Here is a 22,080-nt window from a genome sequence, read left to right on the forward strand (position 1 = left end):
AAATATTTCTGAAAAGCTCTAGTCCATCTAAAAAAATAAATATAATTGGAATAAGGAGGTTAAATGATTCAAAAAATTAGTTCATTTAAATCAACTAAACCTGTGTTGTGAAATATGATAATTTTTGCAATAGCTATGGTTATTTCTCAATCTGCAATTGAATGTTTTAATGTAGTAAGTACGTTATTTACACTTAAAGCTTCAGGTAGTGTTTGAGCAAGTGCATTAGTACAAATTTTTAGATATATTCCTACGCTTTTATCATTTGCAATAGCACCAATAATTATTAAAAAATTCAACAATAGACTTCTAATTGTAATTGCTGAATATGTTAGTGCTTTTGTTATTCTATTTGTCTGTGTGATTGGATTTATTTATGGTACCCAAAATATTACAGACTCAGAAGCTAAGAATGTTAAGGCTATAACTTATACAGTTTATGTAGCGGTTATAATTTGAAATATCTTTAATTCAGTAAGATTTTTGGCTCTTAAAAATATTGTTTATCGTTTATCAGTACATGAAAAAAATATTAATATTTTTAACAGAATTAATAATTTTGCTACTTCATTTTCATATTTAGCAGCCGCACTAGCAAGTTTAGGACTTATTCATATTCTTTCATATGAATACATTTGTTTAATTTTAGGATTAACTTATATTATTAGTGCACTTTTATACAATACTTTTGTGGTATTTGATAAAGATGTTGAAATTTCATCAAAACCAAAAATTAAAAAACATTCAAAAACATTTATTTATACTGCAATAATCTTAATTTCATTAGCGGTATTCTCATCAATTTCATTCGTACCAAGAATTGGAACTAATACTAACTTTGTAATTAATTTATTTATGGAAGCGAAAACTTCTAATTCAGTACAGCACTGAGTTACTATATATTTAATTGTTGTTGGAGCTGCTTTATGTTTAGGTAGTTTAGTAATCTTTTTACTTGGAAAGAAAATATTAATTTCAACCTCAATCGCTTTTGTTGTTGTTACAATAATTTCTTCAATCTTCTATATCTATGCTTTTGGTGGATTAAACACAAATATTGGAGTTATTGCTAAAGCTTCAGGTAATTCTGGTGTTATTGAACACACAAGCACCTGAGCTCATGAACATAAAAATATTATGTTAGGAATATTCTTGACTTCAACATTTATACAGTATTTCTTATTTAGTATGTTTTTACCAGTATATTATGATTATTCGTATCGTGCTGTTCCAAGTGAAAAATATGCTTTCTTTGCAGCTATAACAATGATTTTATTCCAACTTGTAGCATTTGCCTTTAGTTTAGGAATGATAAGTATTTTCGAAAAAATAAATTATCAAACAAGTTATCTTGTATTTGCAATAACTTTAACCGTTTTAGTAATTATCGCTACAGTAGTTAGTGTTATGCTCAAAAAACGCCAAAGAAGTTTTACAAAAGACCATAATCTTAAACCTGAAAATGAAATGTTATAAATTCAATCGTTTTTTAAGTACAAACTTTAATTTAGTTTGTGCTTTTTTAATAATATATTTATAAAATTTAACTCACTATCTATGCATTTGCATATAATCTTGATATATCACGTTAAATAGTATAATTTAAATGAAATAGTGAAACAGGTTTTTTCATATTATTTAGAAAACTTGACAAACGAATTTAAATAATTTAAGAATGATGTATCAAAAATTAATTAATAAAAAATTGTAAAGAGAAGTTTTACATTTCAATGTTTAAAAAAGTAGTTGACAACAATATGTCAACTTTTTGATATTTTATATATTTAATTATTTATTTTTAGTATTAATATTATTTCATTTATTTCTTTCATATGCTATATTTTCAAAAATATTTTGATCTTCAAAATCGATTCTATTAGCAATATAAAAGTAAATTAAATCAGCGAAAAAAAGCATAGAAATTTTTGAACCTATCGAACCTATTCGTTTAGTTTGGTCTAATGAATGCAATAAAATTATATTTCTTGCGTTTAATTTTTCAAGCTTGCTGTTTTTGGTTCAAATTGAGTAAAACATTTTATATTTTTCACAAATTTCTCTGACTTTTAATACTTCAACAGTTTCAAAACCTCTTGAAATTATAGTTACAAAATCACTATTTGAAATCGTTTTATAAATTCCAAAGAAATCATGAATACTATTAACTGAAATTGTATTCATTCCTGTTTTTCTTAAATTGTATGCCAAGTATTCTGCAACTAATCCAGATTCACCAATACCAAAAAATATAAGTCGTTTTGAACGTATCAAAAACTTAAGGTATTGCGCTATTTCTTCAGTGTTAGAAACAGTTCAATCATAAGATTTTTCAGAAGCAAATTTAAAATGGGTTCAAACATTATTTAATATTTGTTCATAAGTTAAATCTTTTCCTTCGATAATTTTTACATTGCCATACTTGTAAGTACTTTTACGTTCTGAAATGTAGATACGAAAATGAGCATAAGAGTTAAAACCTAAAGCTTTTACGTATCTGGTAATAGTTGGTTGCGAAACATATAGATGTTTAGCTAAATCAGCTATTGAAGTATTTAAAAAATAATCAGGATCTTCTTCAATAAAATTGGTTATGTATTTATATGTTTCGTTATTCGAGATTTTATCCAGATATTTAACTTCAATAAGTTGTTTCATAAATCAATTATAAAACCATTTCCTTTTTTTTTTTTTTTGGTAAAATACTTTACTTTTTATTCTAATTGTGAAAAAAAGTTTCAGAAAAAATAGGATTTCTCCTATTTTTAAATCTTTTATTAATCTAGTGATTCACCTTTGTGTGAAACAATTTCATTGTTTAATGATTCAGCTTCAACACCGATAATTGTTTGAATTGATGTATCGCTAATTTTAGCTACACCCATAACACCAGATTTTTTAAGAGCTTCTAAATCAACTTTAGAGCTATCTTTAACAACATATCTTAATCTTGTTGAACAGTTGTTGTATTCAGAGATGTTTTCTCAACCACCATAAGCTTTAACAATTTTTTTAGCTCTTAAAGATAATTCACCAAAACTTTCTTCTTTTTCTTTTTCGGTTTCTTCAAGAATAACACCGTTACCTCTACCTGGTGTAGAAAGATTTAATTTTTTAATTAATAACACTCCACCGAAGAAGTATGTCGCAGCACAAACTGCACCGATTGGGAAGATTCATAATGGATGTGCAAGAACTGCTTTAGCTCCTTCGAATCCACTTTCTCTAATAATTGCCAATGATTTATTAAAGCTTAATAAGTAGTCCATGAATCCAGCTGAGAATCCAAATCCAAGTTGAATACCGAATGCTCCTGTAATAAATGCAAATATACCAGTTAGAACAGCATGTACTAAGTAAATAAGAGGAGAAACATACATAAATGCATATTCAATTGGTTCAGTAATTCCACTAAGGAATGAAACTAAGGCAGCCGATCCATAAAGAGCAAACACTTTAGCTTTTTGAGCTTTGTTTTCTGCAGTTACAGCAAAAGCCAATACTAATGCAGGTAATCCAAACATCATTGTTGGGAAGAATCCGGCTTGGAAGATTCCACCTGGGTTATTTTTAGCAACACCACTTAAGAAAATGGAGATATCACCCTTAACTGATATATCAGGATCAGCGGCACTTGGTCATTCTCCTAATTGGAATCAGAACAAGTTGTTAGGAATGTGGTGTAATCCAAATGGAATTAATAAACGGTTAATAAATCCATATACACCCATAATTCCTGCTTTAGCAAGGTTACTGTCTTGACTTGCTGCTTTTTGTAAAGCAACTGAAATAATGTAGATTAAATATCCAATTCAAGGGAAGATTATTGCTCATACAAAAACAAATAATGAAACTACAATAATTGCTAATGCAGGAACAAGTCTTTTTCCACTGAAAAATCCAAGAACTTTTGGTAAAGCAACACCATTAGCTCTATTGTAAATTCACGAAACAAGTGAACCTACAATAATACCGTTAAGAACGTTTTGTACCATAGCATCATCGAATTTTCCTTCAAAAATTGATCTGAACCCAGTACCACCATTAGCAGCACCAAAATTAATTGACCCATAAAATAAATCGATTGTTGCTCCTAATACATTATAAAGAACAAACATACCTATAAATCCAGCAAAGGCGGCTTCACCACGATTTTCTTTTGTAAATCCAAAAGCTACACCTATTGCAAAGACCATTGGCATATTTTTAAAAACAGCATTTCCGGCCCCTGTTATTCATTTTGCAACAAAAGCTGAGAAAGCTGTTGTTCCAGGAATATCAGTACCGATTCTAATTAAAATAGCTGCGATAGGTAAAACCGCAATAGGGAATAGTAATACTCCACCGATTCTACTTAATTTTTTCATTAAATTTGCAGCAAAAGATCCACGAGAGGTAATTGTACTGGACATTATTTATTACCTCTCTTTCTAAGAACAAAACCATTGATATAAACCGTTAAAATGACAGATGCGAATAATTCAATGATTGTAATTAAGGCCACTGAGGCTATAACATTTGCACGTAATTCAGCACTAGCTGGGTTAAAAACCCCAGTAACAACTACGCTGACAAATAATAGAACCACAAATAAAAACCACAATATTGTATAAATTTTTTGACCAATATGCAATTTATTAAAACTATTTAATATTTTTGCCATATTTTCCTTTCATCAATGAGAACACCCACTGTTCTCGTTAAAATTATTTACTTTAAGTCAATTTTCACCTTTATTATGAATATTAAATTCATTAAATAAATATAAAAATATTTTTTATCTTTTAAATTGTGAGTAAATTTTTCATAAATATTAGTTTTATACAAAATATAAAAATATAATATTCACATAATTTAAAAACACTTCTGTGGGTATTATTATTAGTAAGAATAAGGAAAATAATTATGCATAATTTAGATAAAAAAACTACAAATGAGTTATTAGAATTATACTGACTGAATCAAAAAGATATCATAGAAAAGTTAATGAATAAAAATACAATTCTTGAAAAAATTATTACTTTTTCTGTTAATTCAATAAAAGAAAAAGGTAGAGTTATTTATATTGGTGCAGGAACTAGTGGTCGTATCGGAATGTTAGATGCACTAGATGTTTTACCAACTTTTGGAGAAAAAAATTGATTCACTTATCAAATGGCAGGTTCAGATGAAGCAATTTTAAAATCTCTAGAAGGCTACGAAGATGATTATGAATTAGGTAGAAATGATGCTATAAATTTAAATATAAATAAGAGTGATCTATTAATTGGTTTGAGTGTTTCAGGTAACACTAAATATGTTGATGGATTTTTTAGTGTTGGAACAGAAGTATCAGCTAAAAAAGTTTTAATCACTGCGAATAAAAATGGATTAATATCAAAAAGCAGTGATTTAATTTTTGAATTTGAATCAAATCCAGAATTTATTCAAGGTTCAACTCGTTTAAAAGCTGGAACAATTCAAAAAATATTATTAAACGCTATTAGCACAATAACCGCAATAAGATTAAATAAAGTTTATGATGATTTAATGATTGACTTAACACCAATTAATGAGAAATTAGTTAACAGAAGCATCGAAATTGTAAAACAAATAACTAATTGTGATTTTAATACAGCAAAAGAAATTTATTTAGATGTAAAGAATGTAAAATTAGCATGTATAATGATTGCTAAAAAAGTTGATAAAATAAAAGCGAATCAATTATTAATAAAATGTAATAATAATTTAAGAGAGGCTTTAGAATGTTAATTAAAAATGTAAAAATCGTCAATCACGATAAAACTATAAATAATGCTGATATTTTAGTTGAAAAAGGAAGAATTAAAGAAATTATTGAAAAGAAAGGTACTGCAAAATACTTAGCTGTACCTGGATTTATTGACACTCATATTCATGGTTTTTTTAATGAAGATGTTATGAATGGTAGTCAATCTTGTGAAATTATTTCAAGAGAATTAGCTAAAAATGGTGTTACTTCATTTATGCCAACCGCTATGACCAATGACTGAGAAGTAATTTTGAAATCTCTTAGTGAGATTGCTAAAACTGAAAAATGAGTTTCAAAATCTCTTGGAATACATATTGAAGGTCCTTTTATTGGTGAATCTAAAAAGGGTGCTCATAGAAAAGAATGATTAAAAGTAGCAACAAATGAATTAATTGATCAAATGTATTATGCCAGTGAGACACAACTTAAGAAAATTTCATTCGACCCATTAAATGTTCCACTTGAAGTTATGAAACATATGATTGAATTAGGTATCATTCCTTCAATCGGACACTCATCAGCTGATTTTCAAAAATCACAATTATATTTTAGTAATGGATGTAATTCAGTTTGTCATTTATGAAATGCAATGAGCGGGGTAGATTCTAGAAATCCAGGGATGGTTCAAGCTTCATTATATAATGAAAAACCTTATGTAGAACTAATATGTGATTTAAAACACATTGCAGCCGAAACACTTTTATTTACAATTAAAAATAAGGGTGTAGATAAAATAATTTGTATTAGTGATGCTATTAAACCTGCTTATTATAAAGATGGTGATAACATTTCAGGTGGTATTCCTGTAACTAAAAATGGACTTTTAATTACTTTAAAAGGTACAAATACAATAGCAGGAAGTGGAATTTCTATTCATGATGCATTTAAAAATTTAATATCTTTAGGCGTTTCACTACAAGATGTAGTTAAAATGACTTCATATAACTCAGCAATTTATTTAAAAAGAAATGATATAGGTAGAATAGAAGAGAAAAAAATGGCTGATATTGTAATTATGGACAAAAATACTTATGACATTCAAGAAGTTTACATTTCAGGTAAAAAAGTTGGAGAGGAAATTTAATTATGAAAACAATTATTTGTAAAGATTATGAAGAAGTATCAAAAGTAGCAGCAGATTTCTTTGAAAAGCAAATTAAAGAAAAATCAGATTCAAAAATTTGTTTTGCTACAGGTAGTTCACCAATCAAAACATACCAAAATTTAATTAATAAAGTTAAAGAAAATAGAATCAGTTTTAAAGATGTTACAACTTTTAATTTAGATGAATATGTTGGAATTCCTTATGAAAATAAATGTTCATATCATTATTTCATGGATGATAATTTATTTAACCACATTGATTTAAAAAGAGAAAACATTAATTTTCCTGAAGGATTAGGAAACTTAGTGGAAAATGCCAAGAAATATGAAAACAAAATTAGGGAACTTGGTGGAATAGATTTTATGATTCTAGGTATCGGAACTAATGCACATATTGCATTTAATGAACCAGGAAGCAAAAAGGACGAAAGAACTAGAGAAGTTAAGTTGACTCAAAGTACAATTAACTCAAACAAAATTTACTTTGATAATCCTAATGACATCCCCAAAACAGCAGTTTCTATGGGAATTGGAACAATTCTTGAAGCAAAAAAAATTATTTTGATTGCTTCAGGTAAATCTAAAGCTGATGCAATTTACAAAACACTTAATTCACCAATTTCTGAAGAAGTTCCATCAAGTTTTTTAAGAGAACATAAAGATGTAACATTAATCATTGATGAAGATGCTGCAAGTTTATTATAATGTTAGATGTAATCTAACATTTTTTTATATAATTATTTAGTATGAAAATTCTAAGTAATAATAAAAGAGATCTTCGCAATTATGAAATAATCGATAAATATGAGTGCGGAATTTCACTTCAAGGTTGAGAAGTAAAAAGTGCAAGAGCAACTCATATTTCTCTGACAAATTCTTATTGTTCAATTTACAAAGATGAAATTTATCTTAAAGATGCATATTTTGGTAAATATATGGATGTTAAATGTGATGAATATCAAGATCGTAAACTTTTAATGCACAAACGTGAAATTATTAAGTTAAAATTCGAAAATGAAGCTAAACAATTGACGATAATTCCAACAAAAATTTATTTTAACAACCAATCTAAAATTAAAGTTGAAATAGCTTTAGTAAAAGGGTTAAAAAAATATGATAAAAGAGATAAAATTGCTAAGGAAGAAACAGAAAAAAGACTTAGAAAAATCTTACAAAATTACTAATGGGGGTGTAATGGTTTCGACATGCATGGACTATTAGTTATTGCAGTAGTTTGGCAGACTATAATGCTTCTAGGTATTTCTTAAACGGAAATAAAGAAGAAAAAGCTGAATACTCAGCATGAAACCCAGCTTTCGCTGGAAATACAAGCCTAGCTTTTGCCTAATTTGCAATTCTAGCCGTGATCAATTTTTCCTGGAAATTGATTAACGAGTCAACAGGATAGTTTAAATTGATTCTAATAAATTTAAATGAAATTAATTAGGAATTGTATTAATATGTTTGATTATTTAATGCTAATATAATTTAATAAAAAATAATCTAAACTGTAGACATAGCTAAAAAATTCATGTGTGGACCCGGGTTCGACTCCCGGCATCTCCACCATTTTTTTATTTTAAAATTTATGAACAAAAATCATTAATTCAAGTAACAAATTATCACAAATATTTAATATAAAAATAAAAATAAAGTAGTAATATATAAACAAACAAAGGAGGGTTGTTTTAATGAATTTTTTTAATTCAAAAAAAGTAGAAAAAAATTCTGGAAAAGTCGATAAACAAGCTCGTGCAAAATTACTTTTTGAGAACACTCCGGTCAAAAAAGCTATCTTTATAGTTGCAATACCTGGTTTAGCTACCTCATTAATGTTAGGTTTAGCTGCATTTATAAATCAAATTTTCATCCTCAATTTTGTACCAAGCACAATTTTTCTTTTAGATACAACTGCTAATGGTGCTGCTCAAAGTGGTATTTTATACAATTTTTTACCAGAGAACTTTGTAAGGCTAAACAGAGAACAGTTTGATCAGATTTTTCACTCTTATAACGATTTTACTGTGCTCAGTGAGAAAATTAATGAAATGACATCTAATCAAGTAGGTGCAATAGCAGTAAATACTATCTCACCTTTTACTATTTTTAGTAACTCAATTGTTTACTTAATTCCGGTTGGGACTAGTGTTTATTACACTAAATGTGTTTCTAAAGGGCTAGAAAAAACTGGTAAAGATTTATGAAGTACTGCTTTTTATGCAACTGTAATTTGCTCGATTCTTGCAACTTTAGTAATGTACATTACAATTTGAGCTGGTTTAGTTGACCAAATTGCATCACGCACTAAATTCGATGTAAACTCACTTCAATTACTTGACAGTAATTCTGAATTACTAACAAAATTTAATGAATGAGGGATTTCAAATTATAAACCAAGTCAAATTCTTCAACAATACTATGAATCTTCAAGAGAAGTAAGTATATATTGATCAAAAATTTATATTTACATCTACTGTGGCGGAACTATAATCCAAGGTTTATATTTATTACTTAGCTACCTAATTCGTGCTGAAGGAAAAAATGTTTATGTAATGTTTTGAGCTATCGTAGCTAATGTTTGCGATGTTATACTAAACATTTTATTAATTAAAGTTGCCAAAATGGGTATGCTTGGAGCAGCAATTTCGACAATTTTAGCTTGAGTTATTAATTTAACAGCTTATGTGTTCTATATTTACAAAAATAATTTAAAACAAAAAACATGATTAAGTATCACACACTTGATACACTTTAAATTTAGATACAAATTTTTAGCACCAATTGGTCTATTAGGTTTCAGTGGATTTATTCGTTCAGTTGGTGTTGCGGTCGGTTCATTAGTTATAACCCTATTATTAACTAATTTACCTTATAGCAATGGAGCTTCTAATGTTTATTTATGAGCTAAAGCTTCTCCAATCATCACATTATTCTTCTTAGCATTGTTTGGAATTGCTGATGGATCAAGAAGTTTATTAAGTTATGCTTATACTAAGAGAGATATTAAAAGAGTTAAACAAATTTATTGATATACTTTAATACTTTCATTTAGTTATGCTGTTTTAGTATATACTCTTGTTGCTTGTTTAGCACCATATTTCTTATATTTATTACGTGTTGAAGAAAATGTTATTAATGAGGCATGTCTTTACTTAAGAATAAATATGCTTAGATTAGCACTTTATTCATTCGCAACCGGAGCTATGTTATTATTCCAAGGAACAAATAATATTAAAAATTCAATTATTGCTACAGCAATGGAGGGATTCTTAACATTCTTTATTGTTATGGGAATTGGAGTAGGTTTTGGATTTTTATTAAGTAGTTATGGAGTTGATGATTTCCATGCTGCATTAGTAATTTCAATCAGTTATGCAGTTAATAGTTTAGTCGCCGGTCTAATAAATTTTGCTATAAGCACATATCATGTTAACAAAAAGATACCTAAAATTGATCAAATTAAACTTAGCTGAAGTATATGAAAAACAATTCATTCAAAAAGCTTAGCATTAGTTAAACTAATGCTTTTTCATTTATCTTTTAAACTCATTAGCATAATATTATTCAATATTAATTTAGATAGCTTGCTCCATGAATAAGTAGTAAATGATGCTTAAGTTAAAATTAAAATAAAAAAAATAGCAACAAGTGCTATTAAACCGGTGAATTTCCATGCATATGGAATGAAAGAATAAATATACTTATTATTATTCCAGCAAATAAGAATACAAGAACTTTTACTCAACTTTTTTTATCAAAATTTGAATGATAAAATTCTGGGAAGAATTCAACAAGTGAAGTAAATAAGAAAATTCCACCAATGAGTGATTGCATTAAGGCATAAATTACTCAATTTTGTAAAATATATTTACCAATAATCGAACCTATCAACATAAACGGTAAAAATAACAATAAACCAGAAACTGAAATTAAAACAGCTTTTCATTTGCTATAACCTGCTTCTCTAAGTCTGTAGAAGAAAATTATTTCTTCAGGAATTAAATGAAGTATTAAAGAAATAATAAATGCAATAGTAATATCGTTCGAACCACCTTCAACAATTAAACTTATACTATTTCCTAAAATAATACCTTCTGGAATTCTATGAGTCAAAAGTAATAAAAGAGCTACAAACTTTAATTTAGATTCAGATTTTTTATTTATATTTTTCGTTAATTCAACAGAATCATGCTTATTAAAAATAATATCTGGGTGTGTATGTGAATGAACATTTGATTTATCATGATCATGAACATGGACAAATGCACTCATTTGTTTAGATGCAAGTAGTTTTTTGTTAACTTTATATGAAACAATATATTTTATAAAGAAACTTACCAAAATTCCTATTAATGAACCGCCTGCAATAATTAAAATATTACTTATATAAACATAATTTGTTCCTCAATCTCTTTGAGAATTCACTGAAGAAATTTCTAAAGCTTCTCTCATAAAACCAAAAAGAGACATAACAATGAAAAAACCAGTAACAAAAGAATATAAATATGTTTTGGTTTTACTATTTAATTGTTTAAAGAAAAAAGGAAGTAATAGAGATATAAAAATTGGTATTAATAAAAGAATAAATAGAAAAATAAATACTAAAAGTATTTTTGTTTCTAAAGAACCAATTAAATTACTAAGATATTCAATTTTTTCAGACATTATTAAATTTCTATATTGTGGTAAACATCTTGAACATCATCATCTTCTTGAAGATCGTTAGCGAAGTTTAATAATTTTTCTTTTTTCTCGTCATCTAATTCAACGAATAATGATGGAATGTATGTTATTTCACACATTTTAAATTCAGTAATACCTAAATCATTTTCAATAGCTTTTCTTAAGTCATTGAAATTTTCAGGTGCTGAAGTTACTTCAAAGATATTTTCTTCAACAATGTGTTTAACATCATCTGCCCCTGATTCTAAAGCATTTAATAATAAAATATCTTCAGACACTAAAGAATCATCAATTTGGATAATACCTTTTTTCTCAAATGGATAAGGGATTTGACCTGTTTTACCTAATGAAGCATTTTGTTTTTTGAAATAAGCTTGAATATTTGATGTTACACGGTTAATGTTGTCGCTTAAAGTATTTACAATAAAAGTAACTCCACCTCCCACAGTAGCATTGAATAATGTTTCAATATATGAACTTGAATTTTTGTCACCTTTAGCTTTTTGGATAGCTCTTTCAATATTATCCTTTGGCATGTTTTTTGCTTTAGCCTTTGAAATAGCTAATTTTAATGCTGGATTAGTCTCAGGGTCAGCTCCACCAGCTCCAGAAGCTGCTACATAAATTTCTTTTGAAAGTTTTTGGAAAATTTTTCCTCTAGCTGCATCTTGTGCACCTTTTCTGTGAGCAATATTTGCTGAGTGTGAATGTCCTGCCATATTTTCTCCTTATTTTTTATTGATATCTAATGGTTTATATGCACTTTGACGTTTATGTTCGCTGTTTTTGTGCATTCTTTCTATTTTTTCAATAACATTTTTATCTAAATATTTGTTTATTATAACATTATTATTAATATGATCTAAGTAAAAATCTAAATCATCATAGCTAAAACTTAATTCGTCTTCATCAGACTGACCTTCCCATAATCCTGCTGAAGGTTTTTTGTTGATGATAACTTCTGGTACATTTAACAATTTCGATAGATATTTTACTTCTGATTTAGTTAAATGAACTATTGGTAATAAATCCACTCCTCCATCACCATACTTTGTAAAATATCCAATGAAATATTCATCCTTGTTGTCAGTTCCACAAACCAAATATCTTTTAGATTGAGCAATCGCATATAAACTTGTCATCCTTAATCTTGGTTTAATATTTGAAATCGACATTTTATCTTCAATATCTACAGTTTTAAGAATGGAATCAAAAGTTTGCTTAAGATTTACTGTAATAAACTTAGCATTCATCGATTCTTCAAGTTCACTAATATGACCTAAATCATGCTCCATTCCATCAATTGGCATAATAACACCAAGAGCATTGTTGGGAAAAGCTTTCTTTGCTAAAGCGTAAACCAAAGCTGAATCAATACCTCCACTTATACCAACAATTAAACCTTTGCAATTAGATTCTTTAACTTTTTCTCTTAGAAAATTTACTATAGTATCTATGTATTCTAATGCTACTTCTTTATTGAAATTTCTTTCTCTTCCATTATATTCAGTTAATGTTCTATTCATAGTTTATAAATTATAATAAAAAGTTTATTTATTTGTATAAAATAACTTAAAAATAGTTCTTTTATAAATTACAAAAGTGATAAAATAAATAAACAATATTTAACTTAAAAGCGAGGAAGTATGAACAAAAAGTTTGAAGCAATAGTTATAGGTGGGGGACATGCTGGAGTAGAAGCTACTTTTGCTTTAGCAAACAAAGGTCATAAAGTTGCTTTGATTAGTTTTAATCTTAAAAAATTAGCAATGATGCCTTGCAATCCATCAATAGGTGGTCCAGCTAAAGGTATTATAACTAGAGAAATTGACGCACTTGGTGGAATGCAAGGATATTTCGCCGACTTAGCGATGATCCAAATCAAGATGTTGAATGAATCAAAAGGCCCTGCTGTTAGAGCTATAAGAGCTCAAATAGATAAAGAAAAATATTCTAAAATAATTAGAGAAAATCTTGAAAAACATCCTAATGTATCATTAATCGAAGCTGAGGTTTCACAACTTAATGTTGAAAATGAAACAGTGATTGGTATAACAACTAGGGAAGGAGAAGTTTATAATGCTGATGTAGTAGTCTTAACAACAGGAACTTATATGGCTTCAAAAATAATTAGGGGAAAAACTGTATTTGAATCTGGCCCTGATAATGAGAAAACAACAACCCTAATTTCAGAATCACTAAAATCATTAGGTTTCGAACTTCAAAGACTAAAAACAGGTACTCCTCCAAGAATTTACACTGATTCAATTGATTTTAGTGAAGTTCAAAAAGAAGAATTGAGCAATATGCAACTTAATTTTTCTGAACGTTCAAATATCAAACTTCCCGAGCAAATATCGTGTTATTTAACTTACACCACACCCGAAACTCATAAATTAATTGAAGAAAATGTTCATCTTTCTGGTATGTATTCTGGTGTAATTAAGGGTGTTGGACCTAGATATTGTCCAAGTATTGAAGATAAAATAATGCGTTTTATTGATAAAGATAGACATCAAATTTTCTTTGAACCCGAAACTGTTGAGGGTGATGTTATGTATATTAATGGTTTATCAACTTCATTACCTATCGAAGTTCAAAGTGAATTAATAAAAACTATCCCTGGTTTAAGAAATGCTAGAGTTCAAAAATGAGCTTATGCTATTGAATATGATGCATTAAATCCTCTTGATTTATACCCAACTTTAGAAACTAAAAAAATTAAAAATTTCTTTTGTGCTGGTCAAATAAATGGTACGAGCGGTTATGAAGAAGCGGCTGCTCAAGGTCTGATAGCCGGTATTAATGCAGCATTAAAACTAGAAAATAAGGAAGCACTAATCCTTAAAAGAAATGAAGCTTATATTGGAGTTTTAATCGATGATTTAGTAACTAAAGGTACTAAAGAGCCATATAGAATGCTTACAAGTAGAGCTGAATATAGATTACTTTTAAGAAATGATAATAATGATTCAAGATTATATAAATTGGCATATCAAGTAGGATTAATTTCTGATCAAGAATTTAACAGAATAGATAAAAAATATAAGTTAATTGATGATAAGATTAAAGAACTTGAAAACACATTTTTATCTACAAAAGATCCTATCGCAATAAAATATAATGTAGAAAATAGCACAAATCTTGTTAAATTAATTTCCAGACCAGAAGTTGATCCTAATGATGTATTGAGTGATTTTCCTTATATTCAAGAATTAACTACAATCGTTAGACTTGATGGTTACATCAAAAAACAAATGACTGATGCAAATAAAATGTTAAAGTTGGAGAAATATTCAATACCTGAAAATATTGATTATGAAAAAATACCAAATATTGCAACAGAAGCAAGACAAAAATTAATTAAAATTAAACCTCTAACAATTGGTCAAGCTTCAAGAATAAGTGGAATTAATCCATCAGATATTCAAATGCTTTTATTCTATATTGAGACAAATAAAAAAAATGAAAATTAATATTATTGCAGTAGGAACTTTAGAAAAAGATTTCAAAATTTTGTATGACGAATATACAAGAAAAATTGGTTCATATGCAAAAATAAATTTGATTGAAATTAAGGAATGTAAAGATAGTAATATAGAAGTTAAAAAAGCAAAAGAAACTGATCAAATTTTAAGTAAAATACCAAAAAATTCACCAGTTATTCTATGCAGTCTACAAGGAAAAATGTATGATAGCATTGAATTTAGTGAAATGTTTGATAAAGACAATATAACCTTCATCATTGGTGGTAGTGATGGCGTGATAGAGAACAAGTTTGAAAATGCTAATAAAATTAAATTTAGTAATATGACTTTTCCCCATCAACTTTTTAGAGTTATGTTATCCGAACAAATTTATAGAGCTTTTTCTATAATAAATAACAAAAAGTACCACAAATAATTAAACCTGTGAAACCATTGCACCACTATTAATGTGGTGCATTTTTAATAAATTTTCATTACTAATTAGTGTTATTAACGAGATATTTGAATTCATAATTTCTTTTTCCGAAGTTATTCTATTTATTATCTCAAGAATATAAACCTGAGTTTCTAGTGGTATTTCATTTACTCCTTTTTGTCAATCCACTATATAATAAAATTCTTCAATCATCATTCGATAAATATCATTTAATATCACAGTATTTTTTTCATTTTTATTTAATTCAATGTTAAATAAATCTTTATTTGATACACAATCTTTGATATCTCTATCATGTACCCCAATAAAGAATACAGATTCAACATCGTTAGCTATTGCTAAAATTTTTTCTGGAAAATTTTTAATCTCCTTTTTAATTCTAATTTTAAATTCATGTTTGAGTTCTAAAACTTTTACTAAGTTGTCATTAATAAATTCATGTTTTTGTTTCATAATCTAATTGTAAATTTTTGCTAGTTCATAAAAATTCTTATTTTTTTCATTTCCGTGAACTTAAATTTCAAATATTTCCATTCTTTATTCAAAAAGAACTTATTTTTAAGTAAATTAGTTTGTGTTATTTTATTGAAATATTATTTTGAATTAAATTACACAAAATTTATTTTTATGTAAATTTCAATTTTTAAAAAAAATTAGCTATTTTTAGTAAGTTGTTTTGCTAGTAAATGTGAAAATATTTTTAAAAATTCCCAATTAATAATAAAAATCATATAATTATTATGTTATGAAAAAGAAAATGAAATTATTGAAATTAGTGTTGCCTGTTGCAACAATTACACCAGCACTTTTAAGTGCATCATGTTTTGGTGGACAAAAAGATGAAGACAAGAAACCCATTGACGCAAATCCTGGTGATACATCAAAACCTGAAAACCCCGAAAATCCAAGTAATCCTGGTAATACAGAAGATGAAAAAGACAAACCTTCAACACAACCTGTAAAATATTCTAAAATAATTGAATTATTTAATTCAGGTTCTATATTTAAAAAGAAAATTTCTTATCAAGAATTCTTAAAGTTCACTAACCAAGAAGGAAAAGAAACAGGAAGAATTGATCATTATATTAACAAAGATGGTTCAATAACAATTAGTATTAATAAAAATGCTGCTACATTAAACGAGAGTGTATTTTCAGATGAATTATTAAAATTAAGTGATTTTACTATCAATTTTAAGAAAGAAACTGATAAAGTTGGATTTGCTTATAGAGATGATTTACAAAAAGGATTTGAAATTGCAGATGAAAATGCTACTGCTGAAAATGCTAAAAGTTCATCTTCTAGATTGGTATTTAAAGTTGATAAAGAAGCTGAAACAATTACAATTTTAAGTGTTGCACTTTATAAGTATATTCCTGACAAGGGACTTATTTTATTAGTTCCAGCAGAAAAAGATTTTGTAATTAGTGTTGATGAATCTACAAAAAAACCTGCTGATAACACAGAAAACACCACACCAGGAAATCCAAGTACACCAGTTGAACCTGAAGTACCAAACCAACCAGAAACTGGAGAAACAAATAATAGCGACAATACTGATTCTGAAAAAGAAAACACATCTAAAAATGATACTGTTGTGCAACCTTCAGTTGATTTACCTGAAAACTATGAAAGTTTATCTGATTCAGAAAAAATATTATATTTATATAACAACGACTTAGTTTTTAAAAAGTATATTTCTGAAGAAGACTTCAAATTATTAAGTTCACAAAAAAACAAAAGAATTGATTTTGATGACAAGAAACTTGTATTTTATCTAAGCAGAAACAAGAAAAATATATTGAACACGGATATTTTTTCACAACAAATTAATGAAATTTTTGGTTTTACAAAAAACGTTAAACGTGATCTTGGAAAAATTGGTGTTGTTTATATGGATAAAAACAACGAGAGTTTTATAGGCAACAAAAATAATAGGGCTGCTTCAGGTAGATTTGTTTATGAAGTAGATGAAGAAAATAAAACAATTACTATCAAAACAATCGCTGTTGCTGATTTTACTTCTGAAAATGGATTTACTTTATATAGCCCAAAAGGTGAGTATAAAGACTTTGTTATTAAAATTGGAACTACAGCAGATTTAGAAGCTCAAGAAAATCCTAATGCAGAAGAATCTAACGAGGATTCAAAAGATCCAAATAGAGTAATTATTTCTGATTATGAAACAATCAAAAATTCAGAACAATTTAATGCAATAAAAGTTGATGCAGTTGCTTTACCAATAGTATTTGAAAATCTAAAAAATAAAATTGAAAAAGTTAAATTATCAGTTTCTGAGCAAGGTTTAGAAAAATTAAACCAACTTGAAACTAAATTGAATGAATATAATGAATTAATTAAATTGATTAAAGATGAAAAATTACCTAATATTTTTAAAAAGCACTTTGACAATATCTTAACAAGTGACAACATTAAAAGAATTAACCAAATTCTCGAAAAATCTGAATCACAAGTTAGAATGTTATACGATTCATTAAATATTACTGAAGGTGATTATTTAGCAGTTGTTCAAATACTTTCTAATATCTGAGAAGAAGTAATTAACATTGTAGTTGATGCAAATAATGGTATCGGTAGTGCCGCTACAGTATTAAATGCAGGATTCATCAAACCAACTGGTGCTAAATTAAAATCAATTTATCAAAAAGCACTAAGTGATATTTATGCAGAAATTGTTGAATTAAATTATCTTGAAACTAAAAAATCAATTGATCAATTAGTTAAAGATTTAGAATACATTAATTATGAAGAAGAATTATATTCTCTTAAACAATATGAAGTGTTATTAAATAATACATTAACATCTTCAACAACATTATTAAGTAAATACAATTCAGAATTAAGAACACTTCAAAAAGATGCTGAAAATAATAAGACTAAAATTTCAGAATTAAGTAGAAAAATTTCATCACTTCAAAGTGCACAATTCCAAGTTAAAACATTCTTAAATTCAAATAAAGAAGAATTAGAAACATTAAAATCATTAACATTTGACCAATTAAGTAACGAACAACAAAGCTCACTATCTTCATTAAAATACAAATTAATGACTTTAAAATCTCAACTTGAAAGAAGTATGAAATAAATCAAAATAAAATAGCTTTGGCTATTTTTTATTTTCCCTAAAATTATTAATAGTAATATAATAGAATAATAATTAAAGGCAAGTATGAAAAATTTTATTAAAAAAACCCTAGATAAAATTTCTTGAATTAAGTCAAATATTTCACAACAAAAATGAATTTTTGTTGTCTATGTTTTAATAGTTTTTTTATCTGCTATATTACTTTATAGTCCTATAACTCAGAATCTAACTGATGGAAATAAAAGAGTAAGTTTTATTGATGCTATTTTTACTACAGCAAGTTCATTTAGTGATACGGGAATTTTAACTGTTCAGACATATAGCCAGTGGAATGAATTTGGTCAAGCAATTATAGCATTATTATTCTTGTTAGGTGGAATTGGTGTATTTTCACTTAAATTATTTTTGATCAACTGACTTTTCAGAAAAAAAAGTATCAGCCTAAACGAAATAAATCTAGTTAATAGTGAAAGAGGTTCTCATAATGTTTCGCAAACAACTAGACTAGTTATAGTTAGCTTAAAATTCCTTTTATCCACAATTGTAGTATTTTCTTTTATATTGGCATTATATTTCTATTTAGCTGAACCTAGCCAAACCGAAGGGATGAAACAGTATTTTAATGATAACGGAATAACATTTAATAACCCACATAATAATTTTTTACTTAGTTTAAAATTCGGTATATTCCATTCAATCTCAGCTATAAATAATGCTGGTTTTGATATTATTGGTCCAAATTCTTTGATGCCTTATTACTTAAATTTTCCTGTTCAAATAATGTTTATTATTCTATTTTTACTTGGAGGTTTAGGTTATCCTACTATATATGACATTCGTAAATTCATATCTCATAAAATAAAAAGAAAAAAAGGAAAATATAACTTTACTATTTTTACAAAAATATCAGTATTTACTTATTTAATAACTGCTATTATTGGTATATTAATAACGTTTTTATTCGAGTATTTTGCTAAGGACCCTAATACTTTTTGAAACTACACTTATAATGGCGAATCATTTTATGGCGATGATTGAGATAAAACTTTTGCAATATTCTTTAATATTTTATCTACCCGTTCAGCAGGTTTTGCTACCGTTAACTTCAATCATTTTACTAGTGCAAATACAATCATATACTCTATTTTTATGTTCATAGGTGCTGCACCTGCATCAACCGGTGGTGGAATCAGAACAACTACTTTTGCAATAATAATTCTTAGTGTTGTTACTAAAATGATCGGTTTACCAAATATTAGAATATTCAAGCGTTCAATACCAAATGAAACAATTTATCGTTCATCCCAAGTTTTTGTAATTAGTATTCTTTTAGTGTTTATAATTACATTGATTTGTATGACTAGCTCACCCGCTTATAATACAACAGAAATGTCTAATTATAATGATTTTTCTGATTATTTATTTGTAGCATCTAGTGCTTTTGGGACTTGTGGTCTATCAAGTGGTATTGATGTGAATCAATTTAATATTGCAAGTAAAATTTCATTAATCATTTTAATGTTTATCGGTCAATTCGGAATTAGTTCAACACTATTACTTTGAGGTAGAAAACGTAATTATAAAAATCATTATAATTATATTGAAAGCGATGTTGCAATTGGTTAAAATAAAAAACGCTCGTAAGAAAAAATCTTACAGCGTTATTTTTATTATTTATGAGTTTCGTTATAAGCATCAATTTTAGAAATTGCTTTTTTAAGTTTTAATTCTACCTTAGCCATATCCGAAGGAGTATGATTGCCTTGTTTTAGTAACTCTAAGGCGTGTTCACGATCTCTTCTAGCTCTTTCAATGTCAATTTCATCATAAAGTAAAATATCATCGGTTAAAACATTAATTTCTGATCCATTACAGTAAACTAGACCACTACCTACAAGGTATTTTTCGTAGTTTTTGCTTCTATCACTATTAATTTCTAATTTACCAGGCTCAATATTTGAGAAAAATGGAGCATGATTAGCTTGAAGACCAATAAAACCGTTAGGAGTTTTTAATGTAACAATTTCAACTTGTCCATTATAAACTTCTTTTATAGGTGTAGTAATTACTAAATTAATGGTTTTCATTTTATTTTTCTTCTTTTAACTTGTTATAACGTTCTTTAACTTGTTCAATACTTCCGGCATAACGGAAAATATCCTCAGGATATTCATCATATTTACCTTCAAGTATTTCATTAAAACTTCTAATTGTATCTTCAACTTTAACAAATTCACCAGGGATACCAGAGAATTTTTCAGCAACATTAAATGGTTGTGAAAGGAAGTTACGAATTCTACGAGCTCTAGCAACAATTTTCTTATCTTCTTCAGAAAGTTCACCCATACCAAGAATTGCAATAATATCTTGAAGTTCCTTGAATCTTTGAAGAATACCGATAACTCCTTGAGCTACCATATAATGTTCTTGTCCAATAACTAATGGATCTAAAAGACGTGATGAACTTTCAAGTGGATCAATCGCTGGATAAATACCTAATGCTGCTATATTACGGTCTAAAACAGTTTTAGCATCAAGGTGAGTGAAAGTTGTAGCGGGTGCTGGGTCAGTTAAGTCATCAGCAGGCACGTAAACAGCTTGCACAGAAGTAATCGAACCACGTCTAGTAGAAGTAATTCTTTCTTGAAGTTGACCCATTTCTGTAGCTAAGGTTGGTTGGTATCCTACAGCACTAGGCATACGTCCAAGTAAGGCCGAAACCTCTGAACCAGCCTGAGTAAATCTAAAAATGTTGTCAATGAATAAAAGAACATCTTGATTTTGTTCATCTCTAAAATACTCAGCCATTGTTAAACCTGTAAGAGCAACTCTCATACGCGCCCCGGGAGGTTCATTCATTTGACCAAAAACTAAAGCAGTTTTATCTAAAACACCCGCAGCTTTCATCTCGTGATATAAATCATTTCCTTCACGAGTACGTTCCCCAACTCCAGCAAAAACTGAAAGTCCACTGTGTTGAGTTGCAATATTATTAATTAATTCTTGAACAAGAACTGTTTTACCAACCCCAGCTCCACCAAAAAGTCCAATTTTACCACCTTTAGCATAAGGAATTAATAAGTCAATAACTTTAATTCCAGTTTCTAGTATTTCTGAAGTAGTTTTTTGTTCTTCGTATGAAGGAGCAGGTGCGTGAATTGGATTACGTTCAACGTCGCTAATTTCACCCATATTATCAATAGGATTTCCTAAAACATCAAACATTCTTCCAAGAACTTTATTTCCTACCGGTACACTAATAGCTGCACCAGTATCGATTACTTCCATACCTCTACTTAAACCATTAGTCGAAACCATAGCGATAGTTCTAACAGTATCATCACCCATATGTTGCGAAACTTCAAGTGTGTAAGTTTCTCCATTGTGTTTTATTTCTAAAGCATTAAGTAATTTTGGTAAATTACCTGGAGTAAAACGAACATCAACAACTGGACCTAATATTTGAACAACTGTTCCAATATTCTTTTTCATTTAT

General features: G+C 27.8%; 19 protein-coding genes and 1 other RNA gene. 11 read left to right on the forward strand and 9 right to left on the reverse strand.

The features are described 5' to 3' along the window. Window positions 1-63: 63 nt before the first annotated feature. Complete coding sequence (locus FRW55_RS01530; protein WP_146368440.1) at window positions 64-1,476, forward strand: hypothetical protein; 1,413 nt, start codon at window positions 64-66, stop codon at window positions 1,474-1,476. 312 nt (window positions 1,477-1,788) lie between these two features. On the opposite strand, the gene FRW55_RS01535 is transcribed toward FRW55_RS01530, so the two are convergent. The 3 genes from FRW55_RS01535 to FRW55_RS01545 form a co-directional block, all read right to left on the reverse strand. After that, on the reverse strand, window positions 1,789-2,655 hold the full coding sequence (locus FRW55_RS01535) for a MurR/RpiR family transcriptional regulator (protein ID WP_146308679.1): 867 nt from the start codon (window positions 2,653-2,655) through the stop codon (window positions 1,789-1,791). A gap of 119 nt (window positions 2,656-2,774) precedes the next feature. Continuing rightward, the gene (locus tag FRW55_RS01540; RefSeq protein ID WP_162848274.1) at window positions 2,775-4,409 is read right to left on the reverse strand and encodes a PTS transporter subunit EIIC; all 1,635 of its coding nucleotides are present in this window, start codon (window positions 4,407-4,409) and stop codon (window positions 2,775-2,777) included. Beyond that, window positions 4,409-4,660 (reverse strand): hypothetical protein, encoded by a 252-nt coding sequence (locus tag FRW55_RS01545; protein ID WP_146367317.1) that lies wholly within the window; start codon window positions 4,658-4,660, stop codon window positions 4,409-4,411. Before FRW55_RS01545 ends, FRW55_RS01540 begins: the two co-directional genes overlap by 1 nt. A 242-nt stretch (window positions 4,661-4,902) precedes the next feature. On the opposite strand from FRW55_RS01545, the gene FRW55_RS01550 reads away from it, so the two are divergent. The 6 genes from FRW55_RS01550 (at window position 4,903) to FRW55_RS01575 (ending at window position 10,470) form a co-directional block, all read left to right on the forward strand. Further along, window positions 4,903-5,748, forward strand: coding sequence for an N-acetylmuramic acid 6-phosphate etherase (locus FRW55_RS01550; RefSeq protein ID WP_146368442.1), 846 nt, complete (start codon window positions 4,903-4,905; stop codon window positions 5,746-5,748). Next, window positions 5,742-6,851: an N-acetylglucosamine-6-phosphate deacetylase gene (gene nagA / locus FRW55_RS01555; protein ID WP_146368443.1), complete on the forward strand. Its 1,110-nt coding sequence runs from the start codon at window positions 5,742-5,744 to the stop codon at window positions 6,849-6,851. Before FRW55_RS01550 ends, nagA begins: the two co-directional genes overlap by 7 nt. A gap of 2 nt (window positions 6,852-6,853) precedes the next feature. Continuing rightward, window positions 6,854-7,576, forward strand: coding sequence for a glucosamine-6-phosphate deaminase (gene nagB, locus FRW55_RS01560; protein ID WP_146368444.1), 723 nt, complete (start codon window positions 6,854-6,856; stop codon window positions 7,574-7,576). 41 nt (window positions 7,577-7,617) lie between these two features. Continuing rightward, the gene (smpB, locus tag FRW55_RS01565; protein ID WP_146367321.1) at window positions 7,618-8,055 is read left to right on the forward strand and encodes an SsrA-binding protein; all 438 of its coding nucleotides are present in this window, start codon (window positions 7,618-7,620) and stop codon (window positions 8,053-8,055) included. Window position 8,056: 1 nt separating this feature from the next. Then, window positions 8,057-8,440, forward strand: a transfer-messenger RNA (tmRNA) gene (gene ssrA, locus FRW55_RS01570). Window positions 8,441-8,562: 122 nt separating this feature from the next. After that, a complete protein-coding gene (locus FRW55_RS01575; RefSeq protein ID WP_201798414.1) occupies window positions 8,563-10,470 on the forward strand; it encodes an MATE family efflux transporter in 1,908 nt (635 codons plus the stop codon). Window positions 10,471-10,525: 55 nt separating this feature from the next. Here FRW55_RS01575 and FRW55_RS01580 read toward each other — a convergent pair whose 3' ends face one another. From FRW55_RS01580 to nadE, 3 genes are read right to left on the reverse strand one after another with little or no spacing between them, the layout of a single operon-like run. Then, window positions 10,526-11,536 (reverse strand): ZIP family metal transporter, encoded by a 1,011-nt coding sequence (locus FRW55_RS01580; RefSeq protein WP_146368445.1) that lies wholly within the window; start codon window positions 11,534-11,536, stop codon window positions 10,526-10,528. A 2-nt stretch (window positions 11,537-11,538) separates the two neighbouring features. Continuing rightward, on the reverse strand, window positions 11,539-12,273 hold the full coding sequence (locus FRW55_RS01585; protein ID WP_146368446.1) for a YebC/PmpR family DNA-binding transcriptional regulator: 735 nt from the start codon (window positions 12,271-12,273) through the stop codon (window positions 11,539-11,541). A gap of 9 nt (window positions 12,274-12,282) precedes the next feature. Beyond that, complete coding sequence (gene nadE, locus FRW55_RS01590; RefSeq protein ID WP_146368447.1) at window positions 12,283-13,080, reverse strand: NAD(+) synthase; 798 nt, start codon at window positions 13,078-13,080, stop codon at window positions 12,283-12,285. 120 nt (window positions 13,081-13,200) lie between these two features. Here nadE and mnmG point away from each other — a divergent pair, with 120 nt between their 5' ends. Both mnmG and FRW55_RS01600 read left to right on the forward strand, forming a co-directional pair. Then, window positions 13,201-15,030: a tRNA uridine-5-carboxymethylaminomethyl(34) synthesis enzyme MnmG gene (mnmG, locus tag FRW55_RS01595; RefSeq protein ID WP_146368448.1), complete on the forward strand. Its 1,830-nt coding sequence runs from the start codon at window positions 13,201-13,203 to the stop codon at window positions 15,028-15,030. Further along, entirely contained in the window at window positions 15,020-15,457 is a 438-nt protein-coding gene (locus FRW55_RS01600; protein ID WP_146367327.1) for a 23S rRNA (pseudouridine(1915)-N(3))-methyltransferase RlmH, read from the forward strand. The genes mnmG and FRW55_RS01600 overlap by 11 nt, the downstream gene beginning before the upstream one ends. Here the strand turns inward: FRW55_RS01600 and FRW55_RS01605 are convergent, their stop codons facing one another. After that, window positions 15,458-15,931, reverse strand: a complete 474-nt coding sequence (locus tag FRW55_RS01605; RefSeq protein ID WP_146368449.1) for a hypothetical protein — start codon at window positions 15,929-15,931, stop codon at window positions 15,458-15,460. It abuts the gene before it with no gap. Between the two features lie 292 nt (window positions 15,932-16,223). On the opposite strand from FRW55_RS01605, the gene FRW55_RS01610 reads away from it, so the two are divergent. Then, on the forward strand, window positions 16,224-18,584 hold the full coding sequence (locus tag FRW55_RS01610; protein ID WP_146368450.1) for a hypothetical protein: 2,361 nt from the start codon (window positions 16,224-16,226) through the stop codon (window positions 18,582-18,584). An 84-nt stretch (window positions 18,585-18,668) separates the two neighbouring features. Beyond that, on the forward strand, window positions 18,669-20,210 hold the full coding sequence (locus tag FRW55_RS01615) for a TrkH family potassium uptake protein (protein WP_146368451.1): 1,542 nt from the start codon (window positions 18,669-18,671) through the stop codon (window positions 20,208-20,210). Window positions 20,211-20,254: 44 nt separating this feature from the next. On the opposite strand, the gene atpC is transcribed toward FRW55_RS01615, so the two are convergent. Together atpC and atpD are read right to left on the reverse strand one after the other, a co-directional pair. Further along, window positions 20,255-20,671, reverse strand: coding sequence for an ATP synthase F1 subunit epsilon (gene atpC / locus FRW55_RS01620; RefSeq protein ID WP_146368452.1), 417 nt, complete (start codon window positions 20,669-20,671; stop codon window positions 20,255-20,257). A gap of 1 nt (window position 20,672) precedes the next feature. Further along, window positions 20,673-22,076, reverse strand: coding sequence for a F0F1 ATP synthase subunit beta (gene atpD, locus FRW55_RS01625; RefSeq protein WP_146368453.1), 1,404 nt, complete (start codon window positions 22,074-22,076; stop codon window positions 20,673-20,675). Window positions 22,077-22,080: the final 4 nt, after the last annotated feature.

The organism is Mycoplasma anserisalpingitidis, from assembly GCF_007859615.1.
In the GTDB taxonomy this organism is placed as follows: Bacteria; Bacillota_I; Bacilli_A; order Mycoplasmatales; family Metamycoplasmataceae; genus Mycoplasmopsis; species Mycoplasmopsis anserisalpingitidis.